This is a genomic window from Bradyrhizobium sp. Rc2d, assembly GCF_900099855.1.
Taxonomy (GTDB): Bacteria; Pseudomonadota; Alphaproteobacteria; order Rhizobiales; family Xanthobacteraceae; genus Bradyrhizobium.
Genome location: NZ_FNCU01000024.1, coordinates 103,886 through 125,813, shown reverse-complemented (window position 1 = coordinate 125,813; position 21,928 = coordinate 103,886). Strand labels below are relative to the sequence as shown.

At 64.0% G+C, this 21,928-nt stretch carries 18 protein-coding genes and 1 pseudogene; 4 read left to right on the top strand and 15 right to left on the bottom strand.

Annotation, left to right across the window (positions count from 1 at the left end; genetic code table 11):
* Both BLV07_RS26975 and BLV07_RS26970 read right to left on the bottom strand, forming a co-directional pair.
* A pseudogene (locus BLV07_RS26975) lies at positions 1-233 on the bottom strand (IS110 family transposase); the annotation flags it as partial.
* A 176-nt stretch (positions 234-409) separates the two neighbouring features.
* Positions 410-769 carry a hypothetical protein gene (locus BLV07_RS26970; RefSeq protein ID WP_091892025.1) on the bottom strand — a complete coding sequence of 120 codons (360 nt, stop codon included), beginning with the start codon at positions 767-769 and terminating at the stop codon, positions 410-412.
* A gap of 189 nt (positions 770-958) precedes the next feature.
* On the opposite strand from BLV07_RS26970, the gene BLV07_RS26965 reads away from it, so the two are divergent.
* Positions 959-2,758, top strand: coding sequence for a caspase family protein (locus BLV07_RS26965; protein ID WP_176945774.1), 1,800 nt, complete (start codon positions 959-961; stop codon positions 2,756-2,758).
* Positions 2,759-3,036: 278 nt separating this feature from the next.
* Here the strand turns inward: BLV07_RS26965 and BLV07_RS26960 are convergent, their stop codons facing one another.
* The 4 genes from BLV07_RS26960 to thiD form a co-directional block, all read right to left on the bottom strand.
* The gene (locus tag BLV07_RS26960) at positions 3,037-4,020 is read right to left on the bottom strand and encodes a threonine/serine dehydratase family protein (protein ID WP_091892002.1); all 984 of its coding nucleotides are present in this window, start codon (positions 4,018-4,020) and stop codon (positions 3,037-3,039) included.
* Between the two features lie 62 nt (positions 4,021-4,082).
* On the bottom strand, positions 4,083-5,126 hold the full coding sequence (locus BLV07_RS26955; RefSeq protein ID WP_091892000.1) for a glycosyltransferase family 4 protein: 1,044 nt from the start codon (positions 5,124-5,126) through the stop codon (positions 4,083-4,085).
* A 13-nt stretch (positions 5,127-5,139) separates the two neighbouring features.
* Positions 5,140-5,952, bottom strand: coding sequence for a UDP-2,3-diacylglucosamine diphosphatase (locus BLV07_RS26950; RefSeq protein ID WP_091891998.1), 813 nt, complete (start codon positions 5,950-5,952; stop codon positions 5,140-5,142).
* 213 nt (positions 5,953-6,165) lie between these two features.
* A complete protein-coding gene (gene thiD, locus BLV07_RS26945) occupies positions 6,166-6,966 on the bottom strand; it encodes a bifunctional hydroxymethylpyrimidine kinase/phosphomethylpyrimidine kinase (RefSeq protein WP_091892023.1) in 801 nt (266 codons plus the stop codon).
* A gap of 288 nt (positions 6,967-7,254) precedes the next feature.
* Here thiD and BLV07_RS26940 point away from each other — a divergent pair, with 288 nt between their 5' ends.
* The gene (locus BLV07_RS26940; RefSeq protein ID WP_091891996.1) at positions 7,255-9,234 is read left to right on the top strand and encodes a PAS domain S-box protein; all 1,980 of its coding nucleotides are present in this window, start codon (positions 7,255-7,257) and stop codon (positions 9,232-9,234) included.
* A gap of 96 nt (positions 9,235-9,330) precedes the next feature.
* Positions 9,331-9,576, top strand: a complete 246-nt coding sequence (locus tag BLV07_RS26935) for an Lrp/AsnC ligand binding domain-containing protein (RefSeq protein WP_091891994.1) — start codon at positions 9,331-9,333, stop codon at positions 9,574-9,576.
* A 114-nt stretch (positions 9,577-9,690) separates the two neighbouring features.
* Here BLV07_RS26935 and BLV07_RS26930 read toward each other — a convergent pair whose 3' ends face one another.
* Entirely contained in the window at positions 9,691-10,620 is a 930-nt protein-coding gene (locus BLV07_RS26930) for a cytochrome c (protein ID WP_091891992.1), read from the bottom strand.
* A 155-nt stretch (positions 10,621-10,775) separates the two neighbouring features.
* On the opposite strand from BLV07_RS26930, the gene BLV07_RS26925 reads away from it, so the two are divergent.
* The gene (locus tag BLV07_RS26925) at positions 10,776-11,192 is read left to right on the top strand and encodes a CHRD domain-containing protein (RefSeq protein WP_091891990.1); all 417 of its coding nucleotides are present in this window, start codon (positions 10,776-10,778) and stop codon (positions 11,190-11,192) included.
* Positions 11,193-11,412: 220 nt separating this feature from the next.
* Here the strand turns inward: BLV07_RS26925 and BLV07_RS26920 are convergent, their stop codons facing one another.
* The 8 genes from BLV07_RS26920 to BLV07_RS26885 form a co-directional block, all read right to left on the bottom strand.
* On the bottom strand, positions 11,413-12,696 hold the full coding sequence (locus BLV07_RS26920) for a cystathionine gamma-synthase family protein (RefSeq protein ID WP_091891988.1): 1,284 nt from the start codon (positions 12,694-12,696) through the stop codon (positions 11,413-11,415).
* A gap of 238 nt (positions 12,697-12,934) precedes the next feature.
* Entirely contained in the window at positions 12,935-13,384 is a 450-nt protein-coding gene (locus tag BLV07_RS26915; protein ID WP_091891985.1) for a cytochrome c, read from the bottom strand.
* Between the two features lie 91 nt (positions 13,385-13,475).
* Positions 13,476-15,785, bottom strand: coding sequence for a xanthine dehydrogenase family protein molybdopterin-binding subunit (locus BLV07_RS26910; protein WP_091891983.1), 2,310 nt, complete (start codon positions 15,783-15,785; stop codon positions 13,476-13,478).
* A 283-nt stretch (positions 15,786-16,068) separates the two neighbouring features.
* Entirely contained in the window at positions 16,069-16,398 is a 330-nt protein-coding gene (locus BLV07_RS26905; RefSeq protein WP_091891981.1) for a DUF1127 domain-containing protein, read from the bottom strand.
* Between the two features lie 857 nt (positions 16,399-17,255).
* Positions 17,256-17,789 carry a DoxX family protein gene (locus BLV07_RS26900; protein ID WP_091891980.1) on the bottom strand — a complete coding sequence of 178 codons (534 nt, stop codon included), beginning with the start codon at positions 17,787-17,789 and terminating at the stop codon, positions 17,256-17,258.
* Positions 17,790-17,836: 47 nt separating this feature from the next.
* Positions 17,837-19,366, bottom strand: a complete 1,530-nt coding sequence (gene murJ, locus BLV07_RS26895; protein ID WP_091891978.1) for a murein biosynthesis integral membrane protein MurJ — start codon at positions 19,364-19,366, stop codon at positions 17,837-17,839.
* Positions 19,367-19,594: 228 nt separating this feature from the next.
* Positions 19,595-20,746 (bottom strand): DegT/DnrJ/EryC1/StrS family aminotransferase, encoded by a 1,152-nt coding sequence (locus BLV07_RS26890; protein WP_176945773.1) that lies wholly within the window; start codon positions 20,744-20,746, stop codon positions 19,595-19,597.
* Between the two features lie 51 nt (positions 20,747-20,797).
* On the bottom strand, positions 20,798-21,802 hold the full coding sequence (locus BLV07_RS26885) for a Gfo/Idh/MocA family protein (protein WP_091891974.1): 1,005 nt from the start codon (positions 21,800-21,802) through the stop codon (positions 20,798-20,800).
* Positions 21,803-21,928: the final 126 nt, after the last annotated feature.

Genomic DNA, 21,928 nt, shown 5'->3' with positions numbered 1-21,928 from the left:
GCCGGCGGCATCAACCGCACCTCGTGGCCATACCGGCCGATCACGCGCGCCCAATGATGAGCGCTGCCGCAAGCCTCCATGCCCACCAGGCACGGCGGCAACTGTGCGAAAAACTTCTCGACCGAGGCTCGCTTGAGCTGGCGCCTCACCACCACAGCTCCCGACGCGTCAATCCCGTGGACTTGAAAAACGTTCTTCGCCAGATCAACCCCAATCGTGCTAATCTTCGTCATGGACGGCTCCCTTTGTCTGGTTCGACTCAACATCACCAGTCTGGCACACCGATGCCGTTCGGGGGCCGTCCATCCCATCATTGCGAGCGTAGCGAAGCAATCCAGAATCCCTCCGCGGAAAGACTCTGGATTGCTTCGCTACGCTCGCAATGACGGGCTAGTCGCGCGCCCCCTCGTCACCCGCAATTCCAGATCGGCCCGATCGGCGTCCGCGTCCAGCATGGACCGAAGCTGCCGCCATTGTAGCGGCCGCCGCCGAAGCCGGGGCGGCCGAAATAGTGCCAATCGCCATCCCAACGATAATACTGAGGGACCGGGTCGATGTACCAGTGGCGCCGGTCCGCGCGCGACAGGCGGCGCATCGCGTCCTTCTGCTTGTAGAGCGGAATGCTGTTGCTTAGCGGCTGGCGATAGCCCGGCAGGAAGCCGTAGCCGCGCCAGACCGGCTTGGGACGCTTCTGAACGGGCTCGGCGGGCGCGACTGCGGGCAGCAGAGACAGGATGACAGCAACGAATAGACACATAAGGCGCAGCATGAATCGACAATAGTCGATCGATTGCGCGGAGGCCATCCTGCCAATCGATCGCTAGCCATAGCAGGTTCCAAGCGTGATTCAGATCACGCAACTTACCATCGTGATAGGGATCACGGACGCCGGACTCGAACGCGGCCAAGCTTGCTCGCAACCAATCTCGCATCGAGATGAGTGGCAAAGGAGCACGCCATGTTCCGCCTAAAGCCTTTCCTGATGACTGCCGGCCTCTTGGGAAGCCTGTTCGGCTTCGCTTGCGGGCCCGTTTCCGCGCAAGTCGCCCCGGTTGCGCCGGCTCCCACCGCGCTGCAAGGCCCGGAGCAGCGGGTGGCGCTGGTGATCGGCAATGCGAACTATCAGAACGCGCCGCAACTTGCGAACCCCGACGATGACGCGCAATCGATGGCGCAATTCCTGAACTCGGCCGGTTTCGAAGTGGTCGCCGCGACCGACCTCACCCAGAACGACATGCTGCGCGTGGTGCAGGACTTTTCCGCCAAGGTCGCTTCGCGCGGTCCGAACACGGTGGCGATGGTCTATTACGCCGGTCACGGCGTGCAGCTCGCCGGCGAGAACTATCTCGTTCCCGTCGACGCCAAGGTGTCGAGCCCGACCGAGCTCGTCAACAACTCGGTGCGTCTGGTCGACGTGATGTCGACGCTGGAGACGATCCCGAGCCGCATGCGCATCGTCATCCTCGATGCCTGCCGCAACAACCCGTTCCCTCAAGTCAACGATGCCGGCCGCGGCTTGGCCATTGTCGATGCGCCGAACGGCTCGATCGTCGGCTACTCGACCGCGCCGGGCGCCGAAGCGCTCGACGGCACCAGCGGCCACAGCCCCTACACCCAGGCGTTCCTGAACGTCGCGCGCGAGCCCAACGTGCCGATCGAGCAGCTGTTCAAGCGCGTGCGCCTGCAGGTGAACCAGACCACCAGCGGTGCGCAGATTCCGTGGGAGAGCTCGTCGCTGACCTCGGACTTCACCTTCTTCGGCGACACCGCCGTTGCCGCCAATCGGCCGCCGGTAAAAGCGCCGGTGGTGCAGATGGCCTCCAACCTGCCGAGCCGCTCGACCCGCCAGGCCTATGACTACGTCGTGTCCGAGGGCCGGCCGGAATATTATCAGGAGTTCATCCAGATGTACCCGCACGACCCGCTGTGCGACCACATCCGCTGGCTGCTCAACAACCTCCTGCTCACGCAGGCCTGGCACAAGGCTGTGCTCGCGAACTCGCCGCTCGGCTACAAGAGCTTCTATGACAGCTACAGCAACAGCCCCTATGCGCAAGTCGCGCTGAAGCTGCAGGCGCAGCCGAAGCAGATCCCGTTGATGCAGGCGACCAAGTTCCTGGCGCCACAGAACATCGCCCCGACGCTGAAGATCGGCAATCTCGGCCAGCCTAAATACATGCCGCTGATGCAGCAGGGCAATGGCGGCGCGCAAGTGAACGGCAATCCGCCGGTCGTGCAGAAGCCGATCGACGGCAACGTCATCGGCAAGCTCGGCAATGGTGGCCAGATCATCAACCTGCCCTCAGGCAACAACCAGCCGAACGGCACGCCGTCGCAGACCCCGGGCAAGATCGTCACCCTGCCCGCGCCGACCAACACGACGAACAACGGCGGCATCGGCAAGATCGTGACGCTGCCGGCGACCAACACCGCGCCGAACGCCGGCAACGCCAACGGCAACGGCAAGATCGTGAGCATGCCGGTGAATGTCGGCAAGGGTGGCTCGACTATCGATGTGAAGCCCGTTCAGACCCAGAACCACCCGATCCGCATCAACAACGGCAACACCGGCATCGTGAAGCTCAACAACAATCCGGTGAAAAAGGTGCAGGTCCAGAACAACGTGCAGACCAACCGTCCGCAACTCAACACGACGCCGAACCGCATGGTCAACAGCGGCAACAACTTCCGGCAGTCGATGAACCAGGCGCCGAGCATGGGCGGCGACGGTAATCGTCGCGGCGGCTTCATGCACTGATCGCGATCAGCCACACACGACAAAGGGGCAGAGCGGCAACGCTCTGCCCCTTCTGCGTGTGAGGGAATCAAACTGGACGAGATCGGATACGTTAGGCCGGGCAAGCGGTCCACCTCTCCCGAAGGGAGAGGTCGGATCGCATCGACAGATGCGATCCGGGTGAGGGGTTACAGTCTCACTGTGCGCCGCGGCCCCTCACCCGGGTTGCTGCGCAATCCGACCTCTCCCCGCTGGGGAGAGGTGGACCGAGCCCAGTCGCTAGCACTGCTCAATTGCAATCAAGCCACCAGCTCGGCGAACAAGTCCGCATCGACATTGCCGCCGGAGAGCACGATGACGACGTTCTTGCCGGCCACATCAAGCCGACCCGCGAGCAGCGCGGCAAGGCCCACGGCGCCGCCCGGCTCCACCACGAGCTTCAGCTCGCGATAGGCGAAGGCCACGGCCGCACCGACTTCGGCATCCGACGCCGTGACGCCGCGCGCGAGTAGCTTGCTGTTGATCGCAAACGTCATCTCGCCGGGCATCAGGGCCATCAGCGCATCGCAGATGGTGCGGCCCGCCGGCGGATGCGGCTCACGATGGCCGGCGGTCAGCGAAATGCCGTGATCGTCGAAAGCCTCGGGCTCGGCGACCACGATTTCGGCGAGCGGATAGCGCGCCTTCACCGCCGTGGCGACGCCCGCGATCAGGCCGCCGCCGGAGGCCGGCGCCACCACGATATCGGGGGCAAGGCCGAGGCCCGCCATGTCCTCCGCGATCTCGCGGCCGGCGGTGCCCTGCCCCGCAATCACGAAGGGATCGTCATACGGCTTGACCAGTGTCGCGCCGCGTTTTTCGGCGATGCCGCGCGAGATCGCCTCGCGGTCGTCGCGGTCGCGATCGTACAGCACGACCTCTGCGCCGTAGGATTTGGTGCGCTCGCGCTTGGACAGCGGCGCATCCGCCGGCATCACGATCGTCGCCTGCATGTCGAGGATTTTTGCCGCGGCCGCCACGCCCTGGGCGTGGTTGCCCGAGGAGAACGCGACGACGCCGCCGGCGCGCTTGTCCTGCGGAATCGAGAACACCTTGTTGAAGGCGCCGCGGAACTTGAAGGAGCCGGTGCGCTGGAGCATTTCCGGCTTCAGGAAGACCTTTGCGCCGACGCGCTCGTTGAGCACGGGAAAAGACAACAGCGGGGTGCGGATGGCGTAAGGCGCGATCACGCGCGCTGCGGCGTCGATGTCGGCGGGGCCGACCGGGAGGAGCTGTTCGGTCATGGCCGACTTTATCGCGGCCGACGAGCCGCGGGCAAGACACCTCCCCGCGAGGATTTTCCCCGTCAGGCGACGAAGCGTGGCTGTTCCGCCCCGTTCCGGCCGGGCAGTACCGCGCCGACCGCCTCGATGCTAGCCACGAAAGCCCTGGCCGAAGCCTCCCAGGTGTAATTCGCGGCGAACGCGACGCAGTCCTGCCGGGAGATGTCGAGCGCGGCGAAGCAGGCGCTGCGCAGATCGCGATCGAGAACGCCGACCGGCGCATTGCCGATCACGTCGCGGGGACCCTTCACGGGGAAGGCCGCCACCGGCAGGCCGCTGGCGAGCGCTTCCAGCAGGACCAGGCCGAACGTGTCGGTCTTGCTCGGGAACACGAAGACGTCGGCCGCAGCATAGATTTCCGCCAGCGCCTCGCCGTGCTTCTCGCCGAGGAAGATCGCATCGGGATAGGCCTGTTCGAGCGAGGCGCGTGCCGGACCGTCGCCGACGATCACCTTGGTGCCGGGCAGATCGAGATCGAGAAAGGCCTCGAGATTCTTCTCCACTGCGACCCGGCCGACCGACAGGAATACCGGCGCCGGCAGACAGAGGTCGATCGCGCGCGGGTGGAACAAATGGGTGTCGACGCCGCGCGGCCACAGCACGACATTGTCGAAGCCGCGCTCGCCGAGCTCGCGGGCGAGCGCAGGCGTTGCCGCCATCACGGCGCGGCTGGGCGCATGGAAGCGGCGCAGCGCCCGCCAGATCAGCGAGCCCGGCACCGGCACGCGGGCGCGGACATATTCGGGAAAGCGGGTGTGGAAGCTGGTCGTGAACGGCAGCCTGCGCTGGCGGCAATAACGGCGGACCATCAGGCCGATCGGCCCTTCCGTCGCGATATGGATGCTGTCCGGGCGGGCCTCTTCGATCAGCTTTGCAATTCGCGCCGGACGCGGCATGGCGAGGCGTACGTCGCGATAGCTCGGCATCGCGAAGGTGCGGAACGATTGCGGCGTCAGGAACGTGAACGCGACGCCGAGCCCCTCGGCGGCGTCAGCGAGCTTGGTCAGCGTCCGAACCACACCGTTGACTTGCGGGTGCCAGGCGTCGGTCGCGACCAGGATGCGCATCAGGCAGCTCTCATCAGGCAGCTCTTGCCGCGACCTGCGGAACTTGTGCGGGCTTCTGCAAATGATCTGCCCAGGTGATGATCTCGAAATGGCCGTCGTCGTGCTCGACGAGGGCCGTGCAGCTCTCGACCCAGTCGCCGCAGTTCATGTAGCGGATGCCGGCCTCGTCGCGGATCACGGCATAATGGATGTGGCCGCAGATCACGCCGTCGGCCTCATGGCGCCGCGCTTCGGCGGCGAGCGCCTGCTCGAACGCGCCGATATAGTTGACCGCGTTCTTAACCTTCTGCTTGGCCCATTGCGACAGCGACCAATAGGGCACGCCGAACAGGCGGCGGAAGAAATTGACCAAGCGATTCATCTGGATCGCGAAGTCGTAGGCCTTGTCGCCGAGATGGGCGAGCCAGCGCGCGTTCTGCACCACGAGGTCGAAGATGTCGCCGTGGATGACGAGATAGCGCTTGCCGTCGACGCCGGTATGGACGGTGTTCTCGACCACGTCGATGCCGCCGAAATGCGTGCCGTAATAATTGCGCAAGAACTCGTCGTGATTGCCGGGAATGTAGATGATTTTGGCGCCCTTGCGCGCCTTGCGCAGCAACTTCTGGACCAGGTCGTTGTGCGATTGCGGCCAGTGCCAGCTCGATTTCAGCGCCCAGCCGTCGACGATGTCGCCGACGAGATAGATGGTGTCGGCATCGTGGTAGCGCAGGAAGTCGAGCAGAAGGTCGGCTTGAGAACCGCGGGCTCCGAGATGGACGTCGGAGATGAACAACGTGCGAAAGCGCCGCTCCGGGCTCTCGTCACTCACATCGTAGCTTCCCATGCGCCAGCCTGTAACAATGTCCCGTGACAGGGGGATGACCGATTGAACCTTCGAGGCACCTTCAAATACGAATCACGCCTTGCCTCGCCCTCCCCGCGAATATCAGTCGCATGCGACAATCAGGCGACATGGCGCTACAGCGGCCTCCGCAAAGATACGGAACCGCATAGGTTTTTTCGCAACGAGGGGCCGCCGGGCCTGCCCAAGCCGGCGTCAGTAGAACTTGTGGAAATGATGGACCGGACCGTGTCCCTGGCCGGCACTGAAGCGGTCGGCGGCCGCGATCGCCGCGGTGATCCAGGCCTTGGCATTGCGCACCGCTTGCTCGAGATCCTCGCCCCTGGCGAGACCGGCCGCGACCGCTGATGACAGCGAGCAGCCGGTGCCATGGGTGTTCTTGGTGGCGAGGCGCGGCGCAGCGAGCGCGATGGTGTTGTCGGCATCGACCAGATAGTCGATGCTCTCGGCGCCCTCGCCGTGCCCGCCCTTGACCAGGACTGCGCGGCAGCCGAGCGCCAGCAGGCGGCGCCCCTGGCTTTCGATCTCGGCCTCGCTTTCCGCCACCGGCTCCTCGAGCAGCGCGGCGGCCTCGGGCAGGTTCGGCGTGATCACCGAGGCGAGCGGTATCAGTCTCGTGCGCAACGCTTCGACGGCCTCGGAGGCCAGCAGCCGGTCGCCTGATGTTGCCACCATCACGGGATCGAGCACCACGTGCCGGGGCGACCAGCGCGATAGCGCGGCCGCGATCGCCTCGATGCTGGCGGCCTGGGCCACCATGCCGATCTTCACCGCGCCGACATCGAGATCGGAAAACACCGCATCGATCTGTGCCGTGACGAACTCCGCCGGCACCGCGTGAATACCGGTGACGCCGCGCGTGTTCTGCGCCGTCAGCGCCGTGACGGCGGAGGCGCCATAGACGCCGAGCGCGGCAAAAGTCTTCAGGTCCGCCTGGATGCCGGCGCCGCCGCTCGAATCGGAGCCGGCGATGGTAAGTGCGACCGGGGTCGTCATCGCGGGATGCATTTGCTTGAGGACACCGCCATGGCCTGTCCTAGCGCGACCGTGGAACAGCAGCAAGCGCCACGGCCCGCCGCCATGATTCGCCGCGGCCCGTCGCGCCCGCAACCGGCGCGGCATGCCCCCGCAGTCGGACGGGCTTGAAAAATCGAGCCTCGCCATAGCCTTGATAACCCGCCCTTGGCGTCCACACCGATGAGTGAGACGTTAGGTGGTGGAATCGTCCAGCGACACCATTCGCGCGAGCCGCCCCCGGCTCGCACGTCTTCCCGGGGTGGAATTATGTGGGCCTATTTTGAACGTCTCCTCGACTCCTCGATGCTGTCGCCGCACGGCATTTGCCTGTTGTGGGAACCCGAACTGATCTGGCTCCATGTCGTTTCCGACGCCTGCATCGCCGCCGCCTATTTTTCGATCCCGTTCGCACTCGCGATCCTCGTCACCAAGCGGCGCGACCTCAAATTCGGTTGGGTCTACTGGGCGTTCGCGATCTTCATCATGGCGTGCGGCCTGACCCATGTGCTGTCGATCTACACGCTTTGGGTCCCGATCTATGGCATCGAAGGCCTCGTCAAGGCGACCACAGCGGTCGCGTCCGTGGTGACCGCCGCTGCGCTCTGGCCGCTGCTGCCGAAGATCCTGACGATTCCCTCTCCGTTCGAGCTTCGGCAGGTCCAGGCCGCGCTCGAGGAGGAGGAAATCAAGACCCGGGACGCGACGCTCCTTCTCCAGCAGGTCGGGGAAGCCCAGCGCGCGATGCGCGACAGCATGGCGCGCCTCACCGCAATCGTCGAGACCGCGGTCGACGGGGTCATCCTGTTCGATGCCCAGGACCGCATCCTGCTGTTCAATCCAGCCTGCGAGCGCTTGTTCGGCTACCGCTCCGACGAGGTGATGGGCCGGAATATCGGCATGCTGATGCCCGAGGCAGCTGCTGCGTCCGACAGCCGCACGGGGCATTTCGCGACCGGCGGCGAGGCCATCGGCCTGCGCAAGGATGAAACGACCTTTCCGATGGACCTGTCGGTTGGTCAGGCGCGGCAGGACGGCGAATTGATCTTTGTCGGCATCATCCACGACCTCACCACGCGCAAACTAACCGAGCAGCAGCTGCAGCAGGCGCAGAAGATGGAGACGGTCGGCCAGCTCTCCGGCGGCATCGCGCACGATTTCAACAATCTCTTGACCGTCATCATCGGCAACGCCGAGCACCTCAGCGAGCAGCTCAAGGCGAGGCCCGACCTCAAGCGGTTTGCCGACGACATCTGCCAATCGGGCGAACGGGGCGCCGAGCTGACGCAGCGCCTGCTCGCGTTCAGCCGCCGCCAATTGCTCCAGCCTCAGATGATTGATTGCCGCGGCCTGCTCGATTCCATGTTCAAGCTGCTCAAGCGCACGTTGCGCGAAAATGTCGAGATCAGGACGAGCTCCGGGCCCGGCACGATCATGGCCTTTGCAGATCGCACCCAGCTCGAATCCGCCGTGCTGAACCTTGCGCTCAACGCACAGGATGCCATGCCGTCAGGAGGACATCTGGCGCTGAGCACGGAGCTGGTTGCGATCGACGACGACTATCGTGTCCTTCACCCGGAAGTCGCATCCGGCACTTACGCGTTGATCTCGGTCACCGACGACGGCGAAGGCATGACGCCTGATGTCACCGCGCGCGCCTTCGAGCCGTTCTTCACCACCAAGGAGGTCGGCAAGGGCTCCGGCCTCGGTCTCAGCATGGTCTATGGCTTTGCCAAGCAATCCAATGGCCATGTCTCGATCTACAGCGAGACGGGGTTTGGGACGACGGTCCGGATCTACCTGCCGCGCGCCGACGCAGGGCAAACACAGGCCGACCTTGCGGACGGCGAGGACACGGCGCCCAGAGGATACGAGACCATCCTGATCGCCGAGGACGATCCGTTCGTCCGCTCCTCAGCCATTCGCAGGGTGGAAGCTCTCGGATATCGCGTCGTTGCCGCCGTCAATGGCAAGGAGGCTCTGCAGCAGCTGCGCACCGATCCCAGCATCGACATGCTGTTCACCGATATCGTGATGCCCGGCGGCATGAGTGGCTGGGAGCTCGCCGATCAGGCGCGGCGGATTCGCCCGGGCCTGCCGGTCTTGTTCACCTCGGGCTACGCACTGGAGATCCTGGTGGAGCAGGGCCGCGCGCATGCGCAGGCGATCGTGCTGACCAAACCCTATCGCAAGGTCGAGCTCGCGCAGCGGCTCAGGGATGCGTTCGCGGCGGCGGCCGTCGCCTCCTGAGCGCCGGGCCGGCATCTGGCGGCCGGCAAGTTCGCTTGCTAAATGCGGCCGGTTTTGGCCTATTAGCCAGCCAGATGTGCTTTCGGAGTGACCGCGATGGTTCCCTTTTTCGTCCAGATCAAATGCAAGCTCGGCCAGTCCTATGTGGTCGCCAATGCGCTCGCCGAAGCCGAGATCGCCTCCGAGATCTACTCCACCGCCGGCCAATACGACCTCCTGGTGAAGTTCTACGTCGACAAGGACACCGACATCGGCCACTTCGTGAACGAGAAGGTGCAGGTGCTGCCGGGCATCCAGGACACCCTCACCATCATCACGTTCAAGGCGTTCGGCACGAGCTAGCGCTGCGTCGGTAGTGCGGGATGAGTTTGGTTAGACGATCCTTCGCATCGCCAGGCGCAATCCGACCTCTCCCCGTTGGGGAGAGGTGAACCCCGGACATCCGATCGAGCTACACTAGCTGCCCTGCTTGCGCTTGGGCGGCGTCGGCCCGTCCACCGGCGGCAGCGATTTGACGTAGTCCGCCATCGCCGCGAGATCCGCATCCGGCAATTGCGAGGTGTTCTTGATGACGCGCGTCATCGCGCCGCCGGCGCTGTCGCCGTCGGGCAATTCGCCGGTCTTGAGGAAATAGGCAATATCCTTCGCGCTCCAGTCACCGAGGCGCTTCTGGGTGATGTTGGGCACCCACCCTTCGCCTTCCGGATTGGGCCCGCCGGCAAACCGCTCGCCGGAAATGATGCCGCCAAGCGCGTTGCGCGGGCTGTGGCATTCGGCGCAATGGCCGAAACTGTTCACGAGATAGGCGCCGCGATTGAATTCCGGCGACTTCGCGGCGTCGGCGACGAAGGGCTTGTCGTCCAGAAATAAGAACTTCCAGATGCCGATGTTGCGCCTGATGTCGAAGGGAAAGCCGACGTCGTGGTCACGCACCTTGCCTGCAACGGCCGGCAGCGTTTTCAGATACGCAAAGAGATCGAGCACGTCCTCGCGCCTGGCGTGCTGATAGGAGGTGTAGGGAAACGCCGGAAAGTAATGCTGCCCGGACGGCGAGACCCCGTGCATCACCGCATTGACGAAATCGGCATCCGTCCATTTGCCGATGCCGTCGGCCGGATCGGGCGAGATGTTCGGCGCGTAGAACGTTCCGAACGGCGACTTGATCGCGACGCCGCCACCAAGCCTGAGACGATCGGTCTGATTGGGAACGGCATGGCAGGACGCGCAGCCGCCGGCGTTGAACATCACCTCGCCATTGGCAAGATCAGGCGCATGGGGCGGCGGCGTGGTGCTCGCAGCCGCCACCACCGGCGCGCTGAGCCACCAATAGATGCCCGTAGCGGCGACCGCGACGAGTAGCGCCACGAAAATTGTTCGTTGCAACATGCTGATCCATTCATTCGTTGCGGCGAACCTATGACCGATCTCCGTGCGGCTCCAACCACAAAGAATTTAGCCCGCCCTGGCCGGAAACGGGAATAAACTGAAATGCCGACTGTTGAAAGTTAGCCAGCCCGAACGGGTTTTGCAGGGAGAATGTCATGAACAAGACCGTCATCGCCATGTGCGCGCTCGGTGCCGTCGCTTTTGCAGGCCCGGCCTGCGCCGAAAAGCTGAAAGCAACGCTCGACGGCAAGTCCGAGGTACCCGCAACGACCACCAGCGGCACCGGAACGGCCGATCTGAATTACGATGCCGCCAGCAAGAAACTGTCCTGGACCGTCACCTATTCCGGGCTCTCTGGCCCTGCCACCGCGGCTCATTTCCATGGCCCGGCCGAGGCCGGCAAGAACGCCGGCGTTGCGGTCGCGATCCCGAATGCGGCCTCGAGCCCGGCCAAGGGCGAAGCGACGCTCACCGACGCGCAGGCCGCCGATCTGCTCGGCGGCAAGTACTACATCAACATCCACACGGCGGCGAACCCGGGCGGCGAGATCCGCGGCCAGGTGACGAAGTAAGCGCAAACGCTGCTTCGTCGCGGAAGGGCCGGACGCTGGGAGGGAGCGTCCGGCCTTTTCGATTCCACAGCAGTTGAACTTCGTAGCCCGGATGGAGCCAACGGGTCGGCGCGAAGCGCCGCCCGATGGCGCAATCCGGGAAGCCTGCGCGTGTGGATAGGTCTCCCCCGGATTTCGCTGCGCTCCATCCGGGCTACGAGATCTACGACTCTGACCCTGCTCAAGCCGCGTTCAGCGCCTGCGCGAGATCGGCGATCAGGTCCGACGGATTTTCGATTCCGATCGACAGCCGGATCGTGGAATCGAGGACACCGATTTTCCGGCGGATGTCGGCGGGAACGCCGGAATGGGTCATCGTCGCCGGCAGGCTGGCCAGCGATTCCGTTCCGCCGAGACTCACGGCGAGCTTGAAGATCTGGAGCGCGTTGAGGAATTTGACGGCCGCTTCCTTGCCGCCGACGATATCGAACGAGAAGGTGGAGCCGGCGCCTGAGCACTGTTCCGTGAACACCCGTCCGGCTGGCGATGCGTCCTCGTGATGACCGAGATAGTGGACTTTCGCCACCTTGGGGTGATCGCGCAAATAATCCGCGACGAGGCGCGCATTCACATCGGCCTTTTCCATGCGCAGGCTCAGCGTCTCGAGCGACCGGTTGATCATCCAGCAGGAATGCGGATCGAGCTGGGTGCCGATGGCGCCGCGCAGCGCCTTGATCCCCTTCATGAGCGCCTTCGAGCCGAGCGCGGCGCCCGCGATCAGGTCCGAATGACCGCCGACATATTTCGTGAGCGAGTACAAGGAAATATCTGCGCCGTGCTCGATCGGTCGCTGAAACACCGGTCCGAGCAGCGTATTGTCGCAGGCGATGATCGGCGTGTGTCCCTGAGCCTTTCCGATGACTTCGGCGACACGGCGCATCATCGCGATGTCGACCAGCCCGTTGGTCGGATTGGCGGGAGTTTCGATCAGGATCATCGACACCCGGCCCTTGCGCATGGCCTCCTCCGCGGCCTGCTTGACTGCCGCCTCGTCGATGCCATCGGCGAAGCCGACGGCGCCGATCGACAGACGCGCAAGCGTGTTCGTCAGCAGCGTTTCCGTCCCGCCATAGAGCGGCTGGGAGTGCAGAATGACGTCGCCGGGGCGCACGAAAGCCAGGATCGTGGTTGCGATGGCCGCCATGCCGGACGAGAACAGAGCGCAGCTCTCGGTGCGCTCGTAGATCGAGAGCCGATCCTCGACGATCTCGCTGTTGGGATGATTGAAGCGCGAATAGACCAGGCCTGCGCCCATCCCTTCCGGCGGCTCGCGCCGGCCGGCGACGTAGTCGAAGAAGTCCTGGCCGTCGTCGGCCGTCTTGAACACGAAGGTCGAGGTCAGGAACACCGGCGGCTTGATGGCGCCTTCCGACAGTTGCGGGTCATAGCCATAGGTCAGCATCAGCGTTTCCGGATGCAGCATATGGTTGCCGATGTGGGTCTTCGACGGGAACGGTTTTGCCATGGCCTATCTCGCTGCTGGTTCAGCTGCCTGCCGCGCGTTGGACCCCCCGACCTCGTGAGGCTGTCGGGAAGGAGATGTGCCGACTCGCATCAACGCCACGGCCGTTGGTGCAAAGATAGCTGCTCCGGCAGCGATCCGTCAGGCCTTGCGGACGGAATTTCTGCCGTGCTGCGACTCGCGGCCACGCAAAAAAGGCGGCTGCTTTCGCAACCGCCGCTACTAATTCCGCGTCGCCCGGCTATTTCAACTTCAAGCGATAGGTTTCGTGACAATCGTTGCAGCGGTCGTTGATCGCGGTGTAGGCCGTCTTCAGCGTCGCGACATTGTGGATCTTGCCTTTGACGTCGGCGATCGCCTTCTGCACCGGAGGGATCTTGGAGTCGAAATCGGCCTTGTTCTGCCAGACCTTTTGCGAGGCGCCGTAGGTCGCGTTCACCACATCCTGCTTGGGATTGACCTCGAAGGTCTTGGCGATCTTGGCAACATCGGCCTCCAGATTGGCAATCGCCTCGTCGACGGCCTTCTGGTTGTAGGGGATGTCGCCCTTGGTCATCTTCTGAATGACCGAGTACAGGCTCTTGGCCTGCGAACGCATCAGATTGTCCTGATGAACGGCGATCTCCTGCTGCGCCGTCACGGCGCCCACACCCAGCAGCAGGGTACCCGCGACAATCATCGTTCGTCTCATCGGCTTGTGTCTCCGAGGCGGTTGGGGGAATTCGGCCATCATGAATAGAACCCCGCGCAGGGCGTTTATTCCCGCGCGGGAGGTTCCGGGCCTAGAGACTGTGACGGCGGTGATGCTCGTTGATCGCAATCCACACCCGCTCGGGCGTTGCCGGCATGTCGATGTGGTCGATCTTGTATTCGCGCCAGAGCGCATCGACGATGGCGTTGACGACGGCCGGACAGGAGCCGATCGCGCCGGCCTCGCCCGCCCCCTTCACGCCCAGCGGATTGGTCTTGCAGGGAACGTTGTTGGTCTCGAACACGAAGGCCGGCCCGTCCGCCGCGCGCGGCAGTGCGTAGTCCATGTAGGTCGCGGTGATGAGCTGGCCGTCGCTCGCGCCATAGACCACCTGCTCCATCAAGGCCTGGCCGATGCCCTGCATGGCGCCGCCATGCACCTGCCCCGCCAGCAGCAGCGGATTGAGCGTCTTGCCGAAATCGTCGACGATCACATAGTTGACGATCTTGATGATGCCGGTGGCCGGATCGAGCTCGACCTCCGCCAGATGCGTGCCGTTGGGATAGGTGCCGTCGGCGCTGGCGAAGGTCGCGCTGCCGTTCAGCTTCGACGGATCGGCGCCGGGCCGCTTGGCGAGGTCGGCGAAGGAGATCAAGCGGTCGGTGCCGGCGATCCGAATCACGCCGTCGGTGATTTCGAGGTCGCCCGCGCTCGCTTCCAGCGCCTGCGCTGCGAACTCCTTCAGCTTCTTGCCGAGATCGCCCGCTGCACGCTCCACGCATACGCCGCCGGTGGGAATCGAGGCCGAACCGCCGGTGCCGAGGCCCGTCGCGATCTCGTCGGTGTCGCCCTGGCGGATATGCACACGCTCCGGCGGCAGGCCGAACTGTTCGGCGACGATCTGCGCATAGGCGGTCTGATGGCCCTGCCCGCTCGATTGCGTGCCGATCAGGACGGTGACATCGCCATTGGGATCGAGGCGGACGTTGGCCGTCTCCTCACCCATCACGCCGCAAATCTCGACATAGCTCGCAAGGCCGATGCCGCGGATCAGCCCCTGCTTCTTGGCCGCCTTGGCGCGCTTGCCAAACTCCTTCCATTCCGCGATCTCCATCGCGCGCTTCAGATGCGCGGCGAAGTCGCCGGAATCGTAGACCTTGCCGGTCGCGGTCTTGTAGGGCAGTGCCTTCGGCGGGATGAAATTCTTGCGACGGATGGCATCCGGCGTCATGTCGAGTTTGCGCGCGCAGGCGTCGACGAGGCGTTCGATGACGTAGGCTGCCTCGGGTCGCCCCGCACCGCGATAGGCATCGACCGGCACGCTGTGGGTGAAGATGGTGCGCACCCGGCAATGGAAGGCCTGGATGTCATAGAGGCCCGGCAACATGCCGGCGCCGCCATGCGGAATGTAGGGACCGAAGGTCGACAGATACGCGCCCATGTCGCCCATTAGGTCGCAATCCATCGCGAGGAACTTGCCATCCTCGGCCAGCGCCATCTTCGCGGTGGTGACGTTGTCGCGGCCCTGCGCGTCGCCCATGAAATGCTCGGAGCGATCGGCCGCCCACTTCACCGCCTTCTTCAGCTGTCGCGCCGCGACCGCCATCAGGGCGTATTCCCGATACGGAAACAGTTTTGTGCCGAAACCGCCGCCGACATCGGGGCAGATCACCCGCATCTTATCGGTGGGGATATTGAGCACGTTCTGGCAGAGGATGTCGCGCAGGCGATGACTGCCCTGGCTGCCGACCGTCAGCGTCAGATGGTCGCGCTTGACGTCGTATTCGCAGACGGCCGCGCGCGTCTCCATGAAGCTCGCGACCACGCGCGGATTGACGATGGAGATTTCGGCGACCGCATGCGCCTTGGCGAAGGCGGCTTCGGTCGCTTGCTTGTCGCCGATCGAGACGTCGAACAGCACGTTGCCTGGCTTGTCCGGCCAGACCTGCGGGGCCCCGGGCTTCACGGCGTTGACGACGCCGGTCACCGCCGGCAGCGGGCTCCATTTGACGTCGATTGCCTCGATCGCGTCACGGGCCTGATCGATGGTCTCGGCGACGACGAAGGCGACGGCATCGCCGACATGACGCACCTCATCCTTGGCGAGGATCGGGTATGGCGGGCCGGTGAAGGGATCAGTCTCGAGATTGAACAGGCACGGCAGATTGCCGAGATCCTTGACGTCATCGGCAGTCAGGATCAGCGCGACGCCGGGTAAGCCGCGGGCACGGCTCGCATCAATGGTGTATTTGGCATGCGCGTGCGGCGAGCGCAGCATCAAGCAGCGGAGCGCGGCCTGCGGCGTGTAATCGTCGGTATAGCGGCCCCTGCCGCGGATGAGCGCGTCATCCTCCTTCCGCAGCACGCTTTGGCCAACGCCGAATTTGATGGGAGCCGCCATTTTGTCTTCCCGTTCTCATGGTTGTTTTGTCGGCATATTGCCGTGGAAAAACTTGCAAGGCAAACGGGTTTAGGCACCCGGAGTCCGCGAAAGTTGTTCGCTGCCCTCGCCTGTTAGAGCGGATGGGCGCGAAAGGTCGCAGCTCGGTCATTTCCCCGTGAAGATCGGTCCGGCTATTGGCATGATAGTTGCCGAACTAACCCGCAGCACATTCCCATGAACAAGCGGCCGTACTGACCGCCGCTTGCTCGCAAAGCGCATGTCCGCGTCTGATGCCTATCAGTCACATCACACCACGGCTCCATAGATGCGTCGCCCTGTCTCTAAGCGTCTCGATGGCTCGTTGAGATGTGATGTAGTCGATCTCGCTACGCGTCAAGCCGATGTCCATCAGCTCCCTGTCACTGAGCTCCTGCAAAGTGACCCGTAAGCCCTGGCGCTGGCGCCGCCGCTGAAACGCTCGCCAGCACTGCTTGAGCAGGCCTAAGACGCTTTGCGCCGAAGTGGCCGCTGGTTCAGCAATATCCTTTTCCAGTGCAATGGGAAGGTCGAGACGGAGCGCCGCGGCATCGCGCTCGGTCTCGGATGTAATGATCGTCTGATGGGGTGGCATCGGATGCTCCTGCTGTTGAGCCGGCAGGGAGCGTGGCCAAAGAAAAGGCCCCGTCCGATGCCGGCGGGGCCTGGTGGAAAAGATGTCGTCGTCGAATTCCTAGCGCGCGACTCCTCTCACGGCCCAGCCGAAGCGGGTCATGTGCATGAAGTTGACGGTGCGCACGGATTTGATCATGAGGCGCTCGTACCACAACAATCGTGTAAAATCAAGGGATGCGCCGCTGTCGGTTGCATCCTAGACGCGAGCCCTTCGCTCCGCATTCGTCTCTGAAAATTCGCCTGGCCGCACCGCCAAGAAGAGCACCAGCAGCAGATTGGTTTTGCTTCCCCGGCGCACCCCCAGATGCAGTGCTTTGGCGAATGTCATGGCGAGCTAACGCTCTTCCGAGTATTTCGGTGTCTTGCCACTTATTGGAGGACTTGCCACGCGGGTTTCGTTCGGCAAGACTGCTCCCATTTCAAGTACTTGTTTTGAAGGGGTGTCCTCATGCCCGAAACATTGGAAAGTCTATTGTGGTGTGCCGCACTGGCGACGTGGCTGATGCTTTTCTTCGGAATCACCGCCGAGCGCTTGAAGCCTCTCTCAAAACTCCTCAGCCATCTGCTCGAGGTTACGTTCAGGCTGAGGGCGAAGTGACGCAATAGTGGGCTTAAGGCAGTGGCCTTAAGGCGCGGCTTGGCAGCTGCCAAACTGGCAGGGCTGCGCGTCGCCTGATGACGCAAGGGCGAACGAACCCAAAGCGCGCACATCGTGCGGCCGCACTCTCTCAGCTCTGCGAGGGAGCGACGATGCTTGCGCCTCCAGGCAGTTCAGGAAAATTATTGGCTATTGACGCTGAGAAACGAACAACGCTGCTAGCCTGCCAGCCTCCGATCGAGCGACAACCGTCCCCCTCCGGTGACCAAGATCAACAGAGCGCCTCCCAAGATCGAGATGTTTTTCAGGAAATTATTGTACTGTCCAATCTGTTGCGCACCGGCGGGATATTCCCAGTAACGATGTGCGATTGCAGTAGCCGCGACTACAAATAGCAAAACCAAAATTGCGCAGTAGCGCGTTCCAAGGCCGAGTATCAAACCAACCGATATCAGTATTTCCAGCAGGACGGTTATTGCCGTGAACAGCTGGGGCACTGGAAGGTTCAGCGACCGAAAATAGCCCACTGAGCCGCTGAAGTTCGTAAGTGCTCCGTAGGCGCTTCCAACGAAGACCCATGCAAGCAGGATGCGGCCAATCAGGATTAGCAGGTCGGCATTGCTGGTGGCGAACTTGTCAATTTGAGATGTGGGCCAGGGAGAGCGGAATGTCATGGTCACTGCCTCATCGCCTTGTTGCCCGAGGACGTCACCTGAATATGCAAAGATCGTATCACGATCGGCGAACCGCATGAAAGGCCCAGGCGGGCATCGCACGGCACGGTGACGGCGGGTAACGCCTAGCCTCGCACCAGCGAAATCAGCCAGTTGCGGCCGAACAGGATGAGGATCGCGAGCGCGTACACGATCGTGCCCCCGATGGCCAAGAGGGCCAGCGTCACTTCGTCCCGGAAGGCCTGCATGGAGGCCAAAATGGCCGCGCTGAAGTGCGCTATCAGCCAGAAGGTGGCAGACAGGATCAGTCCGGTCAGCAGGAATTTGGCGAGCGACATCAGCCAGCCGCGGTCCGGCACGAGAAAGCCTCGCCGCACCGCGAAGAAGAGCACCAGCAAGAGGTTGGTCCAGACACCGACGGCTGTTGCGAGCGCGAGGCCGATCTGGGCGAGCGATCCCATCAACGCGACCTTCAGGGCGACGTTGACCGCGATGCCGGTCAGCGACGCCCGGACCGGAGTTGCCGTATCCTTGCGCGCATAGAAAGTCGCGACCGCGCTGCGGATCAGTACGAAGGGGATCAGGCCGATGGCATAGGCGGCGAGCGTCGCGCCGGCGGCGGCAGCGTCCGCCTTCGAGAACGCGCCGCGGGCGAACAGCGCGCGCATGATCGCCTCGGGCACGGTGATGAAGGCCGCGACGAACGGCACCGAGAACAGCAGCGTGAAATCGAAGGCACGGCGTTGCGCCTTCATCGCACCGTCGTGGTCGTTGGCGGTGATGCGCCGCGACATCTCCGGCAGCAGCACCGTGCCGATGGCGATGCCGATCACGCCGATCGGGAGCTGGTTGAGGCGATCGGCGTAATAGAGCGCCGACAGCGCGCCGGCAGGCAGGAAGGTCGCAATGATGGTGTCGGCGAACAGCGCGACCTGTGTACCCATCGAGCCCAGCGTCGCCGGCCCTAACGCCTTGAAGAAGCCGCGGACGTCTTCATCGAGCCTCAAGGGCGCAAAGCGGGGCAGGCCGCCATGACGCGCCAGATCGCCGGCGAGCAGGAAATATTGCAGGAAGCCGGAGATCAGCACGCCCCAGGCCGCGGCGTGGCCCGCGGTTGGAAACCAGGCGGCCAGCGCCAGCGTCATCATCATCGCGACGTTGAGGAAGATCGAGGCGGCCGCGGCGCTGGCGAAGCGCTGCATCACGTTGAGCATGCCGCCATAGAGCGTCACCAGCGTGATCAGCAGCAGATAAGGAAAGGTGATTCGCGTGAGCTCGATCGCGAGCTTGCGTTGCTCGGCGTCCTCGGAAAAGCCGGGCGCCAAAATGCTCATGGCTTGCGGCATGAATAGCCAGGCGACGACCAGCAGCACGATTTGCGAGGCCAGCAGCAGCGTGAAGATGCGGTCGGCGAACAGGCGTGCCGCCCCCTCACCCTTCTCGCCATGGACATGCGCGTAGGCCGGCACCCAGGCCGCGTTGAAGGCGCCCTCGGCGAAGATCGCGCGGAAATGGTTGGGCAGCCGCAGCGCCACGAAGAAGGCGTCGGCCACCGGGCCGGCGCCGAGAATCGCCGCGAGCATGATGTCGCGGGCAAATCCCGTCACCCGCGAGAGCAGCGTATATCCGCCAACCGTGAAGATGCGTCCGAGCATGCGGACTGTTCTAGAGGCTTATCGGACGGAGGTCGATTGCATGTTGCGATGCCCATTGCTGTGCCCTCTCCCCTTGTGGGAGAGGGCAGCGCCGCGAGTAGACACGAACCCATTGGGGTGAGGGGTCTCCCTCCGCGTTTTCCGTACGGAGAGAGACCCCTCACCCGTCTCGCCGCTATCGCGGCGAGCCACCCTCTCCCACAAGGGGAGAGGGGAAGAATCGCGAGATCAGCTTGAAAGCGCGCCGCGCACGGCGGCGATGACCCGCTCCTGGTCGGCTTCGGTCAGATAAGCGTGCATCGGCAAGCTGATGACGTCCTGCGACAGGCTTTCACATCCCGGCAGGCCGCCGTCTGCGACCGGGTAGTGCTTGTAGGCGGTCTGCTGATGCATCGACTTGCCGTAATAGATCGCGGTCGGCACGCCCTGGGCCTTCAGTGCGGCGGCAAAGCCGTCGCGGTCGGTACCCTTGGGCAAGCGGATGGTGTACTGCGCCCAGACCGATGTGTTGCCGGGCAACAGACGCGGCACGGTGACGACGTTGGACAGGCCACGCGCGTAGCGTTCCGCAACCTTGTTGCGGGCGGCGATCTCGTCGTCAAAGATCTTCAGCTTCTCGATCACGATTGCGGCCTGCATGGTGTCGAGCCGGCCGGTCAGGCCGAGGCGGACGTTGTCATATTTGTCGACGCCCTGCCCGTGCACGCGGATGCTGCGCAGCGTGGCCGCGAGCTCGTCATCGTCGGTGAAGATCGCGCCGCCGTCGCCGAAGCAGCCGAGCGGTTTGGCGGGAAAGAAGCTGGTCGCGGTGGCGTGCCCGAGCGTGCCGAGCTTGCGGCCCTTGTAGCTCGCACCAAAGCCCTGCGCGGCGTCGTCCAGCACGAACAGGCCCTCGTCCCTGGCGATCTCGGCAATAGTGTCGTGATCGGCGGGCTGGCCGAACAGGTCGACCGGAATGACGGCAACCGGCTTGAGCCCGGCCTTGCGGGCGGCCGCGATGCCGCGCTTCAGCGACTCCGGGCTCATGTTGAAGGTCGCCTCGTCCACGTCGACATAAACAGGCGTCGCACCGGTCCGCGCCACCGGCGACGCCGTCGCGATGAAGGTGAAGGACGGACACAGCACGGCATCGCCGGGTCCGACATTCTTTGCCATCATCACCATCAAAATTGCGTCGGTGCCGCTGGCGCAGCCGATGACGTGCTTGGCACCACTGTAGGCCGCAAGCTGCTTCTCCAGCTCAAAGACCTCAGGTCCGTTGACGAACTGGCAATGGTCGAGAACCCGCTTCACGGCTGCATCGAGCGAGGCGCCGAGCCGGCGGCGCTGCGCGCCGACATCGATGAAGGGAATGGGATCGGAACGCAGATGCTGGTTCATGGCGCTTTGCTGATTTTCTCGCGAAGTTTGAGAAGCCGACATGGAAAGAGATCAGCCGGCGACGCGGCGCGGACCCTTGCGGGCGGGCGCCGCGGCTGCGGGCCGCGACGGCGCCTCCAGGCACTGCGTGGCGATCTCGAGGCTGGCGACGCCTTCGTCGCCGGTCACCGCCGGCGTCTCGCCGTTAGCCACTGCCTTCAAGAACGCGATCAGCTCGGCGCGCAGCGGCTCGTCATGGCCGACCGGCAGATGCCGCATCGAATAGCTGCCATCGGGCTTGAAGCCGAAGCATTCGGTGACCTGGCGCGTCAACAGATCGCCCATCACGTATTTGTCGCGCGTCGCGACCGTGACGCTGCGTGCCTTGAACGGCGTCAGCCAGTTGGTGTTGATATGGGCGAGCACGCCGTTGGCGGTGCGGAACTGCAACAGCGCGATGTCCTCGCGCTCGGCGACGGCGCTCGACAATTGCGGCTGCACCTCGACGATGTCGGATTCGGTGAACCAGCGGATCAAATCGATGTCGTGCACGGCGAGGTCGATGACGACGCCGACATTGGACATGCGCGGCGGGAACGGGCCGACGCGGGTGATCGCGATCGACAGGATGTCCTCGCCCGCGATCGCCTGCTTGACCGCGGCGACCGCCGGATTGAAGCGCTCGACATGACCGATCATCAGCGTGACGCCGGCCTTTCGCGCGGCGGCGACGATCTCCCGGCCCTCTTCGACCGTGGATGCGATCGGCTTCTCGACCAGGACGTGGATGTTCTTGGCGATGCAGGCGAGCGCGACCTCGTGATGCAGATGGGTGGGCGCCGCGATGGTGACGGCATCGACACCCTCGGCGAAGAGCTGATCGAGCGTCTCAAAACCCTGGCAGCTCGCAAGCTCGGTGGTGCGGGTGCGGTGCGTCGGCGAAGGATCGACGATGCCGACCAGGCTGACGCCGGGAAGACCCGCGAGCACGCGCGCGTGGTTGCTGCCCATCACGCCCGCGCCAATGACACCGACGCGCAGGCCGGCCTTTGCCGGTGCAGATCCTTTGGAACTCATCTGATGGAACCCCGATTCAACCCAAATCCCCGGCGCCGCTTCTAGCACGGGCGCCACATTTGTGGCGAATGACGCGCTAGCGGTCCGGACACGATTTGATTCAAAAAATTACACGTTCCCCGGGCC

Bases quoted from the DNA above. Each gene is read 5' to 3' on its own strand.
- BLV07_RS26970 (WP_091892025.1), bottom strand. From the start codon at position 769: ATGCTGCGCCTTATGTGTCTATTCGTTGCTGTCATCCTGTCTCTGCTG.
- BLV07_RS26965 (WP_176945774.1), top strand. From the start codon at position 959: ATGTTCCGCCTAAAGCCTTTCCTGATGACTGCCGGCCTCTTGGGAAGC.
- BLV07_RS26960 (WP_091892002.1), bottom strand. From the start codon at position 4,020: ATGACCGAACAGCTCCTCCCGGTCGGCCCCGCCGACATCGACGCCGCA.
- BLV07_RS26955 (WP_091892000.1), bottom strand. From the start codon at position 5,126: ATGCGCATCCTGGTCGCGACCGACGCCTGGCACCCGCAAGTCAACGGT.
- BLV07_RS26950 (WP_091891998.1), bottom strand. From the start codon at position 5,952: ATGGGAAGCTACGATGTGAGTGACGAGAGCCCGGAGCGGCGCTTTCGC.
- thiD (WP_091892023.1), bottom strand. From the start codon at position 6,966: ATGACGACCCCGGTCGCACTTACCATCGCCGGCTCCGATTCGAGCGGC.
- BLV07_RS26940 (WP_091891996.1), top strand. From the start codon at position 7,255: ATGTGGGCCTATTTTGAACGTCTCCTCGACTCCTCGATGCTGTCGCCG.
- BLV07_RS26935 (WP_091891994.1), top strand. From the start codon at position 9,331: ATGGTTCCCTTTTTCGTCCAGATCAAATGCAAGCTCGGCCAGTCCTAT.
- BLV07_RS26930 (WP_091891992.1), bottom strand. From the start codon at position 10,620: ATGTTGCAACGAACAATTTTCGTGGCGCTACTCGTCGCGGTCGCCGCT.
- BLV07_RS26925 (WP_091891990.1), top strand. From the start codon at position 10,776: ATGAACAAGACCGTCATCGCCATGTGCGCGCTCGGTGCCGTCGCTTTT.
- BLV07_RS26920 (WP_091891988.1), bottom strand. From the start codon at position 12,696: ATGGCAAAACCGTTCCCGTCGAAGACCCACATCGGCAACCATATGCTG.
- BLV07_RS26915 (WP_091891985.1), bottom strand. From the start codon at position 13,384: ATGAGACGAACGATGATTGTCGCGGGTACCCTGCTGCTGGGTGTGGGC.
- BLV07_RS26910 (WP_091891983.1), bottom strand. From the start codon at position 15,785: ATGGCGGCTCCCATCAAATTCGGCGTTGGCCAAAGCGTGCTGCGGAAG.
- BLV07_RS26905 (WP_091891981.1), bottom strand. From the start codon at position 16,398: ATGCCACCCCATCAGACGATCATTACATCCGAGACCGAGCGCGATGCC.
- BLV07_RS26900 (WP_091891980.1), bottom strand. From the start codon at position 17,789: ATGCGGTTCGCCGATCGTGATACGATCTTTGCATATTCAGGTGACGTC.
- murJ (WP_091891978.1), bottom strand. From the start codon at position 19,366: ATGCTCGGACGCATCTTCACGGTTGGCGGATATACGCTGCTCTCGCGG.
- BLV07_RS26890 (WP_176945773.1), bottom strand. From the start codon at position 20,746: ATGAACCAGCATCTGCGTTCCGATCCCATTCCCTTCATCGATGTCGGC.
- BLV07_RS26885 (WP_091891974.1), bottom strand. From the start codon at position 21,802: ATGAGTTCCAAAGGATCTGCACCGGCAAAGGCCGGCCTGCGCGTCGGT.